Origin of the sequence: Enterococcus sp. AZ091, from assembly GCF_051714805.1 — a bacterium.
Classification (GTDB): domain Bacteria; phylum Bacillota; class Bacilli; order Lactobacillales; family Enterococcaceae; genus Enterococcus_D; species Enterococcus_D gallinarum.
On record NZ_JBIOSO010000002.1, the window covers coordinates 630,344 to 645,230 of the forward strand.

Consider the following 14,887-nt stretch of genomic DNA (forward strand, 5'->3'; position numbering starts at 1 on the left):
TTTACGTATAAATGGCGATTGTTTTATTTTTTTGTTGATTTAGCTTATGATGAAGGCGGTCAATAAAAGTCAAGCAGTGACGGAGGGAAAACAACGACAGAGCACTTAAAAGAACACGCAGAGGAACAGTTGCTTGCTGATGGGTATCGCAAATATCATGGCTCAGCATTCGATGTTTATTCTCACAAAGACATTTGTATTCACAGTGGGAAGTGTGTTTGAGGTAATCCAACTGTTTTTGAGGTAGGACGTCGACCGTGGGTCATTCCCGATAATGCTCAAAAAGAACAAGTTGCTCAAGTGAATCAATCTTGTCCAAGCGGCGCATTAAAATTTATTCAAAGGGGAGAAAACTAATGGAAATCAAGGAAGAAAAAAATCGTTTTGCCTTATTAGACGGCGAGAAAGAGATCGGCGAAATGACTTGGTCAAATGCAGGAACAAAACGAATGATCATTGATCATACTTTTGTCGATCCAGCCTATCGTGGTCAAGGACTGGCAGAAAAGTTAGTGGCAAAAGGGGTAGAAAAAGCGCGTGCGGAAAAGAAAACAATCATTCCACTCTGTCCATTTGCAAAAAAAGAGTTTGAACGTAAACCGGAATATAGCGATGTTTGGAGTAAATAACAATTCTCAATTTTAAAAAAAGAAGTGGTTCTTTTAGGGAACCACTTCTTTTAGCGTTAATCTATCAACATGTGCCTGTTAATGTTGAAATTGAGCATGGTAGAGACGGTAATAATACCCTTTTTCCGCTAACAATTCTTCATGAGTACCTTGTTCGACGATTTGTCCGGCATCCATAACCAAAATTTTATCAGCCGCACGGATCGTTGATAAGCGGTGGGCAATGACGAAACTGGTTTTTCCTTCCATCATTTTCAAAAAGGCATCCTGAATTTTCTTTTCTGTCAGTGTATCGACTGAACTGGTGGCTTCATCGAGGATCAGCATCGGGGGATTACTGATCATAGTACGAGCAATGGTCAGTAATTGTCGCTGCCCATCGGAAATCTTGATGCCTTGTTGCCCAATCGGCGTATCCAATTTATCTGGTAACCGCATAACGTATTCATACATATATGCATTTTTTAAAGCATCGTATATTTCTCCATCGGTAGCCGTGTCATTGCCATATTGGAGATTCTCTCTTAAAGAAGCATCGAACAGCCACGTGTCTTGAAGGACCATACCAAAACTCTTTCGTAACGCTGTTCGCTGCAATTGACGAATATCGACGCCGTCTACTCGGATAGTTCCCTGATCAACATCGTAGAAACGCATCAGCAAATTGACTAGTGTCGATTTACCGGCACCAGTCTTTCCGACAATTGCCACCGTTTCACCTGGTTCAGCTGTAAAAGAAAAGTTTTCGATCAGTTTTTGTCCTGGATCATAAGCAAAAGCCACATTTTCAAAGTCGATTTTACCTTTGATTTCCTTCATCGTTTGTGTTGCTGTGTCATCCGCACTTTCTGGCATTTGATCCAATAACTGGAAGGTTCGTGCCAAACCAGCTAATGCAGTCTGAATCTGAGTGGTGATGCCTGACAGTTCAATAAATGGTTTTGAAAATTGGCTAGAATAGATCGTAAAGCTTGAAATCATCCCAACTGTTACCAGCCCCGAGCCTGAAAAGTACAATAAACCACCGACGAAGCCGACAGACAGATAGGAAAGATGGTCAACAAAACGGGAAAGCGGATTGGTCAACGAGGAAGAAAACTGTGCTTTTCGGCCACGAAGGTTTAATTCGTCATTGATCATTTCAAACTGTTCTTGGTTGATTGCTTCTCGTTCAAATGCTTTGACAATTTTTTGATTGCCGATCATTTCGGTAACGAATCCAGAAATTTCACCGACGATCTCTTGTTGACGCGCAAAATCTGCTTGTGATGTTCGTGCCACGATCCAATTGACTAAAAAGATGATCGGTGTTGAAACAAGAACGACGAGAGTCAGTGGCACACTCATCTTAACCATGACTACCAAGGCAATCAGCACGACAGAGATACCCGAGAATAATTGGTTGAAGACAGCAGCAACCGCAATTGAGATATTATCCATGTCATTGGTAAAACGACTGACGATATTCCCGTGAGACGTTTGATCGTAATAACGCAAGGGCAGTGTATTTAAATGAGCAAAACCTTCTTTGCGCAGATCAGCGACAGACAGATAGGCCACTCGATTCCCTAATCGTTGGATCAGCCATTGACTGACAACAGTAACGATCACTACACCGCCAAACAACGCGAGAATGCGATAAAGTTCTTCGAAATGAACCTTGCTAGGACCAATCATTTTATCGACAGCCTGACCTATTTCATAAGTCATAAAAACCGTTGAGATGCCAGCAGCGATCCCTAAAACGACAGCAGTCCAAGTTTCTTTGGCATACACAGCGAGATAGGGGAGGTAGCGGCGGAAGGCAGACCAATCAAATGATTTCTTTTTCATTCTTCTTCCTCCTCTTGAGATGCCACAATTTCTTGATAAGCTTTGGAAGTGATCATCAACTCGTCATGGGTGCCTTTGGCGACCAGATTTCCCTGATCTAACACTAAGATCTGCTGTGCGTCTTGAATCGAACGAACACGCTGAGAAATGATGATGATCGTTCCGCGAATTTTTTCTTTTAAAGCCATCCGCAGATCCAGATCTGTTTGGTAATCTAGCGCACTTAATGAATCATCCAAAATCAATATATCAGGTTTAGCAATAATTGCTCGAGCAATCGTTAAGCGTTGTTTTTGCCCACCAGAAAAGTTCTTGCCTCCTTCAAAAATCGGCGTATCCAACTTTTGCGGTAGTGCTTCGACGAAGTCGCGACTTTGGGCGATCTCTAATGCTTGCCAGCATTCCTCGTCTGTCGCATCTTTTTTTCCCCATTGTAAGTTTTCACGAATCGTACCAGTGAACAGAACAGCCGTTTGAGGAACCATGGCAATTTTTTGTCTTAATTGTTTCAGCGGCCACTTGCGTACATCCTGTCCATCAACGATCACTTTACCAGCAGCTGTGTCATAAAAACGCGGGATCAGTTGCGTTAATGTCGATTTCCCACTGCCAGTTGGACCAGTGATGCCCAAGGTTGTGCCAGGAGCAATCTCAAAATCGATATTTTTTAATGCTAAGCCATAGTTAGGTGAAAAGCGAAAGTCCACATGTTCGAAACGAAGGGCACCTGCCTGTTTTTGTTGATCCATAAAAACCTCAGATAAACTATCATCAATCGACGGTTCTGTATCAAGAACTTCATTGATCCGTGAAGCCGAAGCAGCAGCGCGAGTAAAAATGATGACGAGATTCGATACAACGATCAGTGCCAACAGCATTTGGTTCATATAATTGACCAACGCCAGTACTTCCCCCTGTTCCAAGTTTCCGATGTTCACTTTGAAACCGCCAAAGTAAAAGAGTGCAATAATTCCTAAGTTCATAATCATGGTTGTAGCCGGGGTCAATAATGCAGAAAGATTGGTCACACGAATATAGACATTGGTCAAATCATCTGTGGCTTGGTCAAAACGTTTGGTCTCAGTTTTTGATCGAGCAAAAGCACGAATCACGCGAATACCGCTCAAATTTTGGCTGACTAGTTCATTTAGTTCGTCCAAGCGGATCTGGACTTTCTTATATAATGGCACTGTCTTGCTAATGATCCAAAATAAAATGATACAAAAAAGTGGCAGCACACATAAGAAAATCAAGCCCGCTTGCCAATCGATGACAAACGCCATGATCACTGAACCAATACTCAAAAAAGGTGCTCTGACGACTAAACGGATCAACATAGCCAATGCAACTTGCATTTGGTTGATATCATTGGTCATTCGAGTGATCAACGTATCTGTTCCAAATAGATTCAATTCATTGTGGGACAACAAATTGATTTTTTTCATTAATGTATTGCGTAATTCCGTGCCAAAACCTTGAGAAGCAGTGGCTGCATAGTATTGACAGATGACCGCACAGATCATCCCGATGACGGACATCGCAATCATCCAGAGGGTCATTTCAACTACTTTCGACCAATTGTTTTGGCGAATTCCCTGGTCCACGAGTGCAGCCATTTGGAGTGGCAAAACCAGTTCAAACACAGCTTCTAAAAACTTAAAAAAAGGACCTAAGACGATCTGCTTACGATAGTCTTTGGCATAGCGCAATAATCCAATCATAAAAACCTCCTGTAAAAATAAAATAGTCAATGAAAGAAAAAATGCATCAGGAGAGGAATTCTCCACTGTGAATTTACGAATAAAAAATCTTTCGTTTCTAGCATATCTTACCATAGTTCCAAACTGAGGGGGAGCAATCAAGAAAGAAAAGAAAGTTTCATTCTTATTTCAGAAACAAACAATTAGTTTTCAATTTTTTTGATAATTATACGATAAATACTGCGTATGATACTTTACTTGGCTATGATCTTTTTAGATTTTTTCAAGGAATAATCATAGGGAAATTTTTTCGAACAAATTTGCATTAGCATAAAAATTCACAGCAAAAATATAAAATATCTTAAAAAAATAGGCGCTGAAAACAAAATCTGGTACAATCGGGGAGAGTGAAGTAGGAAACATGAAGGAGGCACTATGGATAGAAAGTCGAAATTTAGCAAACAGCGGGCCCGCAAAGCTCGTAATAAGCGCCGAATCATAGGAGGCGTCGTACTTTTTGCGATTGCAGGAGTCTTTTTATTTGCAGGATATACGTATTATGCTGCAAAAAATTCTGTGGATAAAATGTTTAAAGAATCCGCTGTGATCAAATCCAATAAAGAAAAAGACAATTCATTGAAATCAGCAAATGTTGATTCTAAATTTGGGATCCTGTTAATGGGGGTCGACAATGATGCTGAACGAGAAAAGAAAGAGCATCTAGATACGACTCGAGCAGACAGTTTGATCTATATGGTCTATGATGGCGAAAATAAAAAGATCGACATGGTAAGTTTACCTCGAGATATTTGGACAAATATCTACGATGGTACCGGAAACGGGACGGTCGTCAACACGGCAAAAATCAATAGTGCATTTGCGATTGGTGAGGAAGATGCAACGATTGAAACGGTGCAAAACTATTTGAACTTGCCAATTGATTATTATGTCAATATCAATTTTACAAGTTTTGAGAAGATCATTGATGCAATCGGCGGTGTTACCGTAGATGTTCCTTATGACATTAATGAAAAGTATACTTCGGACAATTCTGGTAAAACACTGATTCCAAAGGGCCGACAGTCGTTGAATGGAGAGCAAGCATTGATTTTTGCTCGAATCCGTAAAATGGATACTGACGTGGACCGTGGCAATCGGCAGCAAGAAGTCATTGAAGCAGCCATTAGTCAAGCATTGAAAATCAATAATGTCACAAAATATCAGGAGATTCTTGACTCTGTCAGTGACAATGTCAATACCAACTTTAAGTTTGAAGACTTGGTTTCACTAGCTGGGAATATGCTTTCTGGTTTTACTATCGATAAACATACTTATGAATGGTATGATGGTGAATCTTATGATGGCCAATCAATCGTTTATATTCAAGATTACTCCTATAATGAGATCCGTAATGATATGCTGAAAGCATTGGGTCAATTAGATGAGACGACATCAGAAAATCAAGGGACGACTACGGATACAAGTACAAACTATTAATGAAATGATGTTCTTTTATAATAGGAAATAATAAAAAAAGAAACGCTGCGGCGTTTCTTTTTTTTTTGTTTCTAAAGAGGCCGTTTTTGGCGGTCGTATGCAATAAATTCATAGGTCTTTGAGAAGAGAGTGGTTTTGGACATGTAGTTAGAAAATGATTGATTTTCTTCAAAAAATAGACACTATTCAATTTTTCTAATGAAATTCTTAGAAAAAAATATCTGAATGATTATGAGCTAGAGGAGAAAAAAATGGGTAAAAAAAGAGGATAAAAGCGATTATTCATTACGGATGAATAATGCCAATTTTTTGGCATTGGAAATGATAACTGAACCACAATGTAAGCGTTTTTAACTCGTTATCATATACATGTACCTGATAAATAATTGTTATTTCTCAGGAAGAAGAGTGATTGATTTCAGCTGAAAAAATCAATAAATAAAAGGAAAGAGGCGAGAGAGTATTTCATTTAGCTAGATTGGTTTTAATGCTTTTTGTGATTTTTTTTGCAAGTGGGATTTATGCAAGTTACTACACAATACTAAAGAAAGTTGGAGAACAATGGAAAAGAAAAGAGGAATCAGTAAAATCGGCTTGATTGCCTTAGTAGTCAGTTCATCCATTGGTAGTGGAATCTTCGGTATCACGAATGACTTAGCGATGTCCGCTGCTCCTGGACCTGCAATCATCGCCTGGATCATCGTCGGAATTGGCATTCTTGCATTAGTTTTATCATTGAATAATTTAGGCGCCAAACGACCAGATTTAGACGGCGGTATTTTTGGGTATGCAGAAGCGGCATTTGGGAAATTAGGAGGTTTTATCAGTGGCTGGGGCTATTGGCTCTCTGCCTGGCTGGGAAACGTCGCCTTTGCGACAATGCTCATGAGTGCAATTGGTGAATTTATACCCGCATTCAAGGGAGGACAAAACATTCCGTCAATCTTACTAGCAAGTGTTTTTATTTGGGTATTGACCTTTCTGGTGAATAACGGAATTGAGAGCGCTTCATTTATCAACACAATTGTTACGATCTGTAAATTAGTTCCTTTGTTTTTATTTATGGTTATCGCACTGGTTAGTTTTCATGTCGATATTTTCTCAGCAGATTTCTGGGGAAATGTCAGCAGCTCACTACAAAGTGGTGCTTCTGTCAGTCTCTGGTCACAGATCAAAGGTTGTCTAATGGTGATGATGTGGGTCTTTGTTGGGATTGAAGGGGCAAGTGTTTTAGCCAATCGTGCGGAAAAACGGTCGGATGCCCAAAAAGCATCAGTCATCGGTTTGCTTTCCTTGCTAGTCATCTATGTGCTAGCTTCCTTATTGCCATACGGCGTCATGTCGCAAGCTGAATTGATGGCGTTACCACAACCAGCAATGGCCAACATTTTGCGCTATATGGTTGGAGAGTGGGGTGCAGCCTTTATCAATATCGGTCTGATCATTTCCATCATTGGTTGCTGGCTGTCATGGACGATGTTACCAGTAGAAACAACCTTATTGATGTCCCGCGATGGGATGCTGCCAAAAAGTTGGGGCAAGGTCAATCGAAAACAAGCACCAAGTTATTCATTGTTTATCACTGCTGCATTGACGAACGTGTTCTTGTTAACGTTCCTTGTGACCGATTACGCGTATCAATTTGCTTATTCGATGTGTACCGCAGCGATTTTGATTTGTTACTTGCTCGTGGGGATCTATCAAATGATTTATTCCTATCAGCAAAAAGACAATAAACAATTGTTTATTGGTGCAGTCGCAACGGCCTTTCAGATCATTGGGATCACATTAGCAGGCTTTGCCTATGTTCTCTTATGCAGCATCGCCTATTTACCAGGATTCTATTTCTACTTACGGGCATGTAAAGAGAACAACTATCAAATCAGCAATAGGCAAAAAATGGTCATGGCTGTGGTCAGTTTAGCAGCAGTATTATCGATCGTAGCAATCGCTACTGGAATGATCTCAGTATAAGGGGGTTGATTATGGATATTGCTAATTTTGGTGTCGAGGAATGGTTGAATATCTGGGAGAAAAAAGCAACCTATGACATTGCCCAAAGTTCTATCGAAGCACTGACGCTAGAGGAAATCATGGCCTTCAGTGGCAAAACGAGTACAGATTTTTTGAAACGTGTCGCGCAGCAGCCTTTAGATTATGGCTGGATCGAAGGATCGGATCGGTTCAAAGAACTCGTCGCTTCATTATACCAACACATGACACCAGCGAATATTTTACAGACAAACGGAGCTACAGGAGCAAATTTCCTGGCACTATTCGCTTTGATCGAAAGCGGGGATCATGTTGTCTCCATGCGGCCAACGTATCAGCAACTCTATGATTTGCCAAAAGCATTTGGGGCAGAAGTAGACTTTGTTGAATTAAATCAAGCAAACTGGCAGCTTGATCTAGCAGTTTTGAAAGCCAAAGTGAAACCTGAAACAAAAATGATCTGCTTAAATAACGCGAATAACCCCACCGGTACGCTATTTGATCAAGAGCAATTACAGCAGATTGTCGCCATCGCTAAAGAAGCGGATGCCTACATTTTAGTAGACGAAGTCTATGCACCATTAACAGAAGAAGGCACATTTTGTTCCATCGTCGATTGCTATGAGAAGGGAATTGCCACCAACTCTTTGTCAAAAACCTACTCAACGCCAGGTATTCGTATCGGTTGGACTGCCGCTAGTGAAGAACTCACGGAACATTTTCGTAAATACCGAGATTATACGATGATTTGTGGCGGTGTTATCGCTGATGAAATAGCGATTCAAGTATTGGAAAACAAAGAGCAGATTATCGCACGAAACAAGAAAATCGTCGCAGAGAATCTTGCCATTGTCAAGCAGTGGGTAGACCAAGAACCGAAAGTGGAATTAATCGTTCCCCATTATGTTTCTACGGCATTTATCAAGTTGAAGATCCAACAAGAGGACTATCAATTCTGTGTGGATCTATTAGAAGAAACTGGGGTCTTGCTTGTTCCGGGAACAGCTTTTGGGGTACCAGGGCACGCCCGCTTAGGTTATTGCTGTAAGAAAGAGACGCTAGAAACTGGTTTGAGATTACTCTCAGACTATTTAAAAAAAGTTTCATAGAAAAAGGGAAACAAATTGTATAGGAATGAGGAGGATGAAAAAATGAATGAACCTATTCACGTTTTTTCAGAGATTGGACGATTAAAACAAGTGATGCTTCATCGTCCAGGAAAAGAATTGGAAAATTTAATGCCGGATTATTTGGAACAATTGCTGTTTGATGATATTCCTTTTTTACAGCAAGCGCAAAAGGAACATGATTTCTTTGCCGAAACATTGCGAAATAAAGGGGTTGATGTGCTTTATTTGGAAGATTTAGCAGCTGAATCTTTGACCTCTACAGGACTCAAGGAACAATTTGTTGCAGAGTACTTGCAGGAAGCAAACATCCAAAGTGAAAACACCCGCAAAGTGATTGAAGAATATTTACTATCGATCTCTGATAATCGTGAACTGATCGACCGAACGATGGCAGGATTGAGAAAAAATGAAATGAAGATCGCTGGCCATCAGAATCTGACCGATCTTGTAGACGATCAGTATCCGTTTCTGATCGATCCAATGCCGAACTTGTACTTTACCCGCGATCCATTTGCTACGATCGGAAATAGTGTTTCCTTGAACCGAATGTATTCAGAAACGAGACGAAGAGAAACATTGTACGGCAAGTATATCTTTAACTATCATCCAATTTTCAAAAAAGAAGCCGAGCATCTTTTATACAATCGGGATGAATCCACACGAATCGAAGGTGGCGATGAATTAGTCTTGTCATCAAAAGTGTTAGCTGTTGGGATTTCACAACGTACAGATGTCGCTTCAATTGAAAAATTGGCGAAAAAATTATTTGAGAAAGAACCGACTTTTGAACATGTGCTAGCTTTCAATATCGGTGAAGAGCGTAAATTCATGCATTTGGATACGGTCTTTACAATGGTGGATTATGACAAGTTCACTATCCATCCGGAAATCGAAGGCGAGTTAACGGTTTATTCCATCTCCAAACAAAATGACCAAATCAAAATCTATGAAGAAAAAGAAACATTGGAACGGATTCTTTGCCGCTATCTTGATTTAGATGCAGTGGAACTCATTCGTTGCGGAGGTGGAGATATCACAGCAGCTGCCAGAGAACAATGGAATGATGGTTCGAACACGTTGACGATTGCACCAGGAGAAGTAGTCGTCTATGACCGGAATTTGATTACGAATGAAAAACTAGTCGAAGCAGGGGTCAAACTTAATTACATCCCAGGAAGTGAACTCGTTCGCGGACGTGGCGGCCCTCGTTGTATGAGCATGCCATTTATCAGAGAAGATCTTTGAGCAACCTGAAATTTACAAAAATAAAGACTAACGGTATCATAGGAGGAATGAATAATGGAACAAGTATTTCAAGGAAGAAGTTTATTAGCAGAAAAAGATTTTACGAAAGAAGAAATCGAGTATCTGATTGACTTTTCGATTCACTTAAAAGGACTCAAGAAAAAAAATATCCCGCACCGCTATTTAGAAGGAAAAAATATTGCCTTGCTCTTTGAAAAAACATCGACTCGGACACGGGCGGCCTTTACGACAGCTGCCATCGATCTAGGTGCTCACCCAGAATTCTTGGGCGCCAATGACATTCAGCTAGGTAAAAAAGAATCTGTTGAAGACACAGCGAAAGTGTTAGGCAGTATGTTTGACGGAATTGAATTTCGCGGCTTCAGCCAGCAAGTCGTCGAAGATTTAGCGAAGTATTCTGGTGTTCCTGTATGGAACGGATTAACAGATGAATGGCATCCAACCCAAATGATCGCTGATTTCATGACGATCAAAGAGAACTTTGGCACGTTGAAAGACATCACGTTGGTGTATGTGGGAGATGGCCGTAACAATATGGCGAATAGCTTGTTAGTTACTGGTGCGATTCTTGGGGTCAATGTTCGAATCTGCGCACCTAAATCCTTATTCCCAGAAGACGACGTCGTTCGTTATGCCAATGAATTTGCCAAAGAATCTGGCAGCCAATTGATGATCACAGATGACACTGCTGAAGGTGTTCGTGGTGCGAATGTCCTTTATACGGACGTGTGGGTATCAATGGGTGAAGAAGACAAGTTCACCGAACGGGTCAATTTGCTAAAAGACTATCAAATCAATATGGATTTGATCAAAGCGACAGGTACACCAGACGACCGCTTGATTGTTTTACATTGCTTGCCTGCCTTCCATGATACGAATACTGTCTACGGAAAGAAAATCGAAGAAGAATTCGGGATCAAAGAAATGGAGATCACTGATGAAGTCTTCCGCAGCAAATATGGCCGTCAATTTGAAGAGGCTGAAAATCGGATGCATTCGATCAAAGCAATCATGGCCGCTACTTTAGGAAATCTATTTATTCCAAGAGTGTGAGAGGACGAGGGATACCATGACGAATAAAAGAACAGTAGTCATCGCATTAGGTGGAAATGCGATCTTGACCGATGATCCTAGCGCAAGAGGGCAGCAACAGGCGCTTAGACAAACAGCCAAACATTTAGTATCTTTGATCAAACAAGAGATCCAAGTAGTGATCACCCATGGAAATGGACCGCAAGTTGGGAATCTCTTATTACAGCAACAAGCAGCAAACTCTCCCAAAAATCCTGCGATGCCATTAGATACCTGTGTCGCTATGACTCAGGGAAGTATCGGTTATTGGTTGCAGAATGCATTAGAAGAAGAATTAGCAGCAGAAGGCTTACCAACAAAGGTAGCAACGCTGGTCACTCAAGTAGTAGTCAGTGAAAAGGATCCAGCATTTGCCGATCCGACAAAACCAGTAGGACCTTTCTTGACTGAAGAGCAAGCCCAGCAGATGATGACAGAAACCAATGCGATCTTTAAAGAAGATGCCGGTCGCGGTTGGCGCAAAGTCGTTGCCAGCCCGAAACCGATCACAATCCATGACCAAGCCAGCATTCGTGCATTGGTCGACAACGATTTTATTGTCATTTGTGCAGGTGGCGGAGGGATACCCGTTACTGAATCAGGACAAGGAGTCGAAGCCGTGATCGACAAAGATTTTGCTTCAGAGAAACTGGCAGAGGTCTTGGAGGCAGAAGAGTTGATTATTTTGACAGGTGTCTCTAAAATTGCCTTAAACTATGGAAAAGACAATGAGCAATGGTTAGACCAAGTCAATTTAACAGAACTGGAACAATACATCCAGGAAGGTCACTTTGCGCCAGGAAGTATGTTGCCAAAAGTTCAAGCAGCGATGGATTTTGTGCAGGTTAGCAAAAACAATGTTGCGATCATTACCTCGTTAGAAGATCTAGCTGATTTTGATCACGAAACAGGGACTCGTATCATTTCTGATTAACTGGCAAACAAAGTATTGGAGTGATGGATATTAGTGGAAACATGCGAGAATACGTAAAAGACAATTTTGATTGTCTAAAAGTGCTGACGCAAGAAAACAGGGAACGATTGGAAGAAAATATGTATTACCGAACCTTTCCTAAAGGGCAGATTCTATTCAACGATGGAGATTTGCGTGATCGTATTTTTGTTCTGTGTAGCGGACTGATTCGTATCGAAAAAAATGATCAAACCGATTCTTTCTTTTATACGGATTTCATCAGTGAAGGTGAACTGTTTCCGGTAAATGGCCTTTTTGAAGCAGCGTGTTATGACTTTTCTGCCATTGCGGTGACAGAGATCGAAGTCGCGTATGTGGCAACTGCTGTTTTGGAACAATTGATGGTAGCGGATCGAGAATTATTGAAAATGATCGTTAAGAAACAAGGTCGAGTACTGGAACAGCAAGTGACCAGAATGCAATACTGTATTACTTCCAGTGCCCATGATCGTGTCATCAATACACTAGCGATCCTTATGAAAAAGCATGGAAAGCTAGATGAGTCTTGGTATATTCCTTATCCGATCATGATCAACGATCTTGCGAAATTCAGCGGTACGACGAGAGAAACGGTTAGTCAAGTGCTGAAACAATTGATCAAACAGAAAAAAATTTCCTACCAATATAAAGAATTGATATTTATCGATGATGCGTTTTTCCAATTAGATGAATAATAAAAGCACTGTGACGACAATCATTAAAGGGTGGGATCGATTTTCCAAACAACTACTGTGGCAAGCAGCTGATTTACGGATGATCGATCTCGCTTACTTTTAAATGACTCGATTGTCCATCAGTGATAATTTTTTGAATGCGGATACATGACGTATCCGCAGATAATGGATAGAGTAGAAGCAGGTGATCATTTTGAAGAAAAACCAGCGACAAGCGATTATCAGGCGTTTGATCCTCAACCAAGAAGTAGAGACACAAGAAGAATTGATGCGCTTATTGAACGAACAAGGCGTGTGTTCCACACAAGCGACCATTTCAAGAGATATGCGGGAGTTGAATATCGCAAAAACTTATACGAAAGAAGGCAAAACGAAGTATACGATGATTGCTACGGCGGAAGCAGATGTGACCGAAAAGCTGAAGCTATCGATGAATGAATACTTGAAATCAATTGAACAAGTGGAGTTCATCACAGTGATCCATACTGTCAGCAATGGGGCAGATGTTATTGCGAATTATCTAGATGAAATGGATCTTGAAGGGATTGTTGCCACGATGGCTGGCTTTGATGTATTATTGATTCTCTCGCCATCTAAAGAGCAAGCCACACAGTTGATTCATCATTTAGAAAAATATATCGACTAGCGGCGACGATGCCCATCACCAATGCTTGACCACCATTGCCTCTCGGCACGAACAAGCATGGAACAAATGAATACAGAATCAACCAGAGACAAAAAAGCAACGCGACTCACTCGGAACGACAAGCCAGAGAATGACAGTTACTGTCGCAATCCTCTCACTTGTAGCCAGCTTTCGAAGGAGAATGCAACGCTCACTTGTCTCTTTTTTTGTATTAAAAAAGTTAAATTCTATTTCTGGGCCTCGTCAGCGCTAAGCGCAATTGTTTTCCTCCTCTATTGGAAGGTGCTATTCTTAAATAAGCAGAAGGAAACACTTGATAAAAGTGGACAGAACGGAGACATAGAAAATGAAAGAGGCCGATCAAGAAAAACGACAGGCACGAGGGATTGTCTTAGTCACGCATATTATTGCAGCAGTGGTCAAAATCATTGGATTTCTTTTCAGCGGCAGTGCGGTGTTGATGAATGAAAGTATTCATAGTGTCATTGATTGTCTCAATCAGGGATTACTAGCAATCGGCGAAAAACGAGCACGGCGCGGCCGAAGTGAACTTTACCAATTTGGTGAGGGGCGCGCGACTTATTTTTTTAGTACGGTTGTGGCAATGACGGTCTTTTTCGGTGGCGGACTGTTGGCAATCGTGGAGGCAAGTCAGGATCTTTTGGATCCTACCCACGAAGTGGAGAACATCCAACTAGTTGCAGCCATTCTTTTTGCTGGTTTTTTTATTGAAAGTTCAGCAGTCCAAAGTGGATGGCAAGAAATCAAAGAGCAAAACACGGATAAACAGCCGTTGATCGCTTTTTTGAAAGAAAGCCGAGAGAGCGAGATCCTTTTAGGCTTTACAGAAGACTTGTTTGCATTGATCAGTGTGAGCATTGCATTGGTGGGTATTTTATTGACAGCAATCACCAACAACCCCATCTTTGATTCTTTAGGGGGTGTCATTGGTGGGGTCCTTCTAGTGATCGTAGCTGGTTTTTTAGGGAAAGAATTTTATAGTTTATTGATCGGAGAGAGTGCTTCGAAAAGTGATCTGAAAAAAATTCGTCAAGTATTATCATCTAGGGAAGTAGGTGAAGTGATTGACCTGCGTACTCTGCATTTAGGTCCAGATGAATTACTGATCGTTGCTGAATTGACGATTTCTCCTAAAGTAACTTCGAGTGACTATGAGGTGATCGATCAATTGGAACAAGAAATTCGCACAGTATTAGCTCCGAAAAAAACATATATTTACTTAGAGACAGAAAGACAGCAGCAAGAACAGGTAAAAAAACCGATTCCATGAGGGGAAGAAGACCTCAAAGGAATTGGTTTTTTTACTAAGCAGTGGTTAGTTTTCCTCTAGATGATAAATATCTGGGGTTAAATGATCTTCTGCTACTCTCAAACCCGTTCGTAGTATTTCAAATGAATACTTGCGGCAGGCTGATTTCTTCAAGAGGATCACTTCTTTTTCTGGGTTGACTTGGA

Annotated in this window: 12 protein-coding genes and 1 pseudogene; 11 read left to right on the forward strand and 2 right to left on the reverse strand. The window is 40.9% G+C overall.

All coding sequences use genetic code 11. The features are described 5' to 3' along the window. Positions 1-129: 129 nt before the first annotated feature. Together IGJ28_RS15385 and IGJ28_RS15390 are read left to right on the forward strand one after the other, a co-directional pair. Positions 130-357 (forward strand): annotated as a pseudogene (locus IGJ28_RS15385) ((4Fe-4S)-binding protein). Further along, positions 357-629 (forward strand): GNAT family N-acetyltransferase, encoded by a 273-nt coding sequence (locus IGJ28_RS15390; RefSeq protein ID WP_003126008.1) that lies wholly within the window; start codon positions 357-359, stop codon positions 627-629. The pseudogene IGJ28_RS15385 and the gene IGJ28_RS15390 overlap by 1 nt, the downstream one beginning before the upstream one ends. Before the next feature lie 78 nt (positions 630-707). Here IGJ28_RS15390 and IGJ28_RS15395 read toward each other — a convergent pair whose 3' ends face one another. Together IGJ28_RS15395 and IGJ28_RS15400 are read right to left on the reverse strand one after the other, a co-directional pair. Continuing rightward, entirely contained in the window at positions 708-2,462 is a 1,755-nt protein-coding gene (locus IGJ28_RS15395; protein WP_252711464.1) for an ABC transporter ATP-binding protein, read from the reverse strand. Then, on the reverse strand, positions 2,459-4,183 hold the full coding sequence (locus tag IGJ28_RS15400) for an ABC transporter ATP-binding protein (RefSeq protein ID WP_003126011.1): 1,725 nt from the start codon (positions 4,181-4,183) through the stop codon (positions 2,459-2,461). Before IGJ28_RS15400 ends, IGJ28_RS15395 begins: the two co-directional genes overlap by 4 nt. Positions 4,184-4,597: 414 nt before the next feature. On the opposite strand from IGJ28_RS15400, the gene IGJ28_RS15405 reads away from it, so the two are divergent. From IGJ28_RS15405 to IGJ28_RS15445, 9 genes are all read left to right on the forward strand, one after another. Continuing rightward, a complete protein-coding gene (locus IGJ28_RS15405) occupies positions 4,598-5,659 on the forward strand; it encodes an LCP family protein (protein ID WP_081131461.1) in 1,062 nt (353 codons plus the stop codon). A gap of 561 nt (positions 5,660-6,220) precedes the next feature. Next, positions 6,221-7,633 carry an arginine-ornithine antiporter gene (gene arcD, locus IGJ28_RS15410; RefSeq protein ID WP_003126013.1) on the forward strand — a complete coding sequence of 471 codons (1,413 nt, stop codon included), beginning with the start codon at positions 6,221-6,223 and terminating at the stop codon, positions 7,631-7,633. Positions 7,634-7,644: 11 nt separating this feature from the next. Beyond that, entirely contained in the window at positions 7,645-8,760 is a 1,116-nt protein-coding gene (locus IGJ28_RS15415) for an aminotransferase (RefSeq protein WP_021150069.1), read from the forward strand. Positions 8,761-8,802: 42 nt separating this feature from the next. Beyond that, on the forward strand, positions 8,803-10,026 hold the full coding sequence (arcA, locus tag IGJ28_RS15420) for an arginine deiminase (protein ID WP_029486596.1): 1,224 nt from the start codon (positions 8,803-8,805) through the stop codon (positions 10,024-10,026). A gap of 51 nt (positions 10,027-10,077) precedes the next feature. Next, entirely contained in the window at positions 10,078-11,100 is a 1,023-nt protein-coding gene (argF, locus tag IGJ28_RS15425) for an ornithine carbamoyltransferase (protein WP_171917423.1), read from the forward strand. Between the two features lie 16 nt (positions 11,101-11,116). Beyond that, on the forward strand, positions 11,117-12,052 hold the full coding sequence (gene arcC / locus IGJ28_RS15430; RefSeq protein ID WP_003126017.1) for a carbamate kinase: 936 nt from the start codon (positions 11,117-11,119) through the stop codon (positions 12,050-12,052). Positions 12,053-12,075: 23 nt separating this feature from the next. After that, entirely contained in the window at positions 12,076-12,765 is a 690-nt protein-coding gene (locus IGJ28_RS15435; RefSeq protein ID WP_156232261.1) for a Crp/Fnr family transcriptional regulator, read from the forward strand. Between the two features lie 184 nt (positions 12,766-12,949). Further along, positions 12,950-13,411 (forward strand): arginine repressor, encoded by a 462-nt coding sequence (locus IGJ28_RS15440; RefSeq protein ID WP_252711463.1) that lies wholly within the window; start codon positions 12,950-12,952, stop codon positions 13,409-13,411. A gap of 346 nt (positions 13,412-13,757) precedes the next feature. Further along, a complete protein-coding gene (locus tag IGJ28_RS15445) occupies positions 13,758-14,702 on the forward strand; it encodes a cation diffusion facilitator family transporter (RefSeq protein ID WP_170081285.1) in 945 nt (314 codons plus the stop codon). Positions 14,703-14,887: the final 185 nt, after the last annotated feature.

What these genes read in the sequence shown, in the direction of transcription:
- arcC (WP_003126017.1), top strand. Translation starts at nt 11,117, where the DNA reads ATGACGAATAAAAGAACAGTAGTCATCGCATTAGGTGGAAATGCGATC.
- IGJ28_RS15435 (WP_156232261.1), top strand. Translation starts at nt 12,076, where the DNA reads ATGGATATTAGTGGAAACATGCGAGAATACGTAAAAGACAATTTTGAT.
- IGJ28_RS15405 (WP_081131461.1), top strand. Translation starts at nt 4,598, where the DNA reads ATGGATAGAAAGTCGAAATTTAGCAAACAGCGGGCCCGCAAAGCTCGT.
- IGJ28_RS15390 (WP_003126008.1), top strand. Translation starts at nt 357, where the DNA reads ATGGAAATCAAGGAAGAAAAAAATCGTTTTGCCTTATTAGACGGCGAG.
- IGJ28_RS15400 (WP_003126011.1), bottom strand. Translation starts at nt 4,183, where the DNA reads ATGATTGGATTATTGCGCTATGCCAAAGACTATCGTAAGCAGATCGTC.
- arcA (WP_029486596.1), top strand. Translation starts at nt 8,803, where the DNA reads ATGAATGAACCTATTCACGTTTTTTCAGAGATTGGACGATTAAAACAA.
- arcD (WP_003126013.1), top strand. Translation starts at nt 6,221, where the DNA reads ATGGAAAAGAAAAGAGGAATCAGTAAAATCGGCTTGATTGCCTTAGTA.
- IGJ28_RS15415 (WP_021150069.1), top strand. Translation starts at nt 7,645, where the DNA reads ATGGATATTGCTAATTTTGGTGTCGAGGAATGGTTGAATATCTGGGAG.
- IGJ28_RS15395 (WP_252711464.1), bottom strand. Translation starts at nt 2,462, where the DNA reads ATGAAAAAGAAATCATTTGATTGGTCTGCCTTCCGCCGCTACCTCCCC.
- IGJ28_RS15445 (WP_170081285.1), top strand. Translation starts at nt 13,758, where the DNA reads ATGAAAGAGGCCGATCAAGAAAAACGACAGGCACGAGGGATTGTCTTA.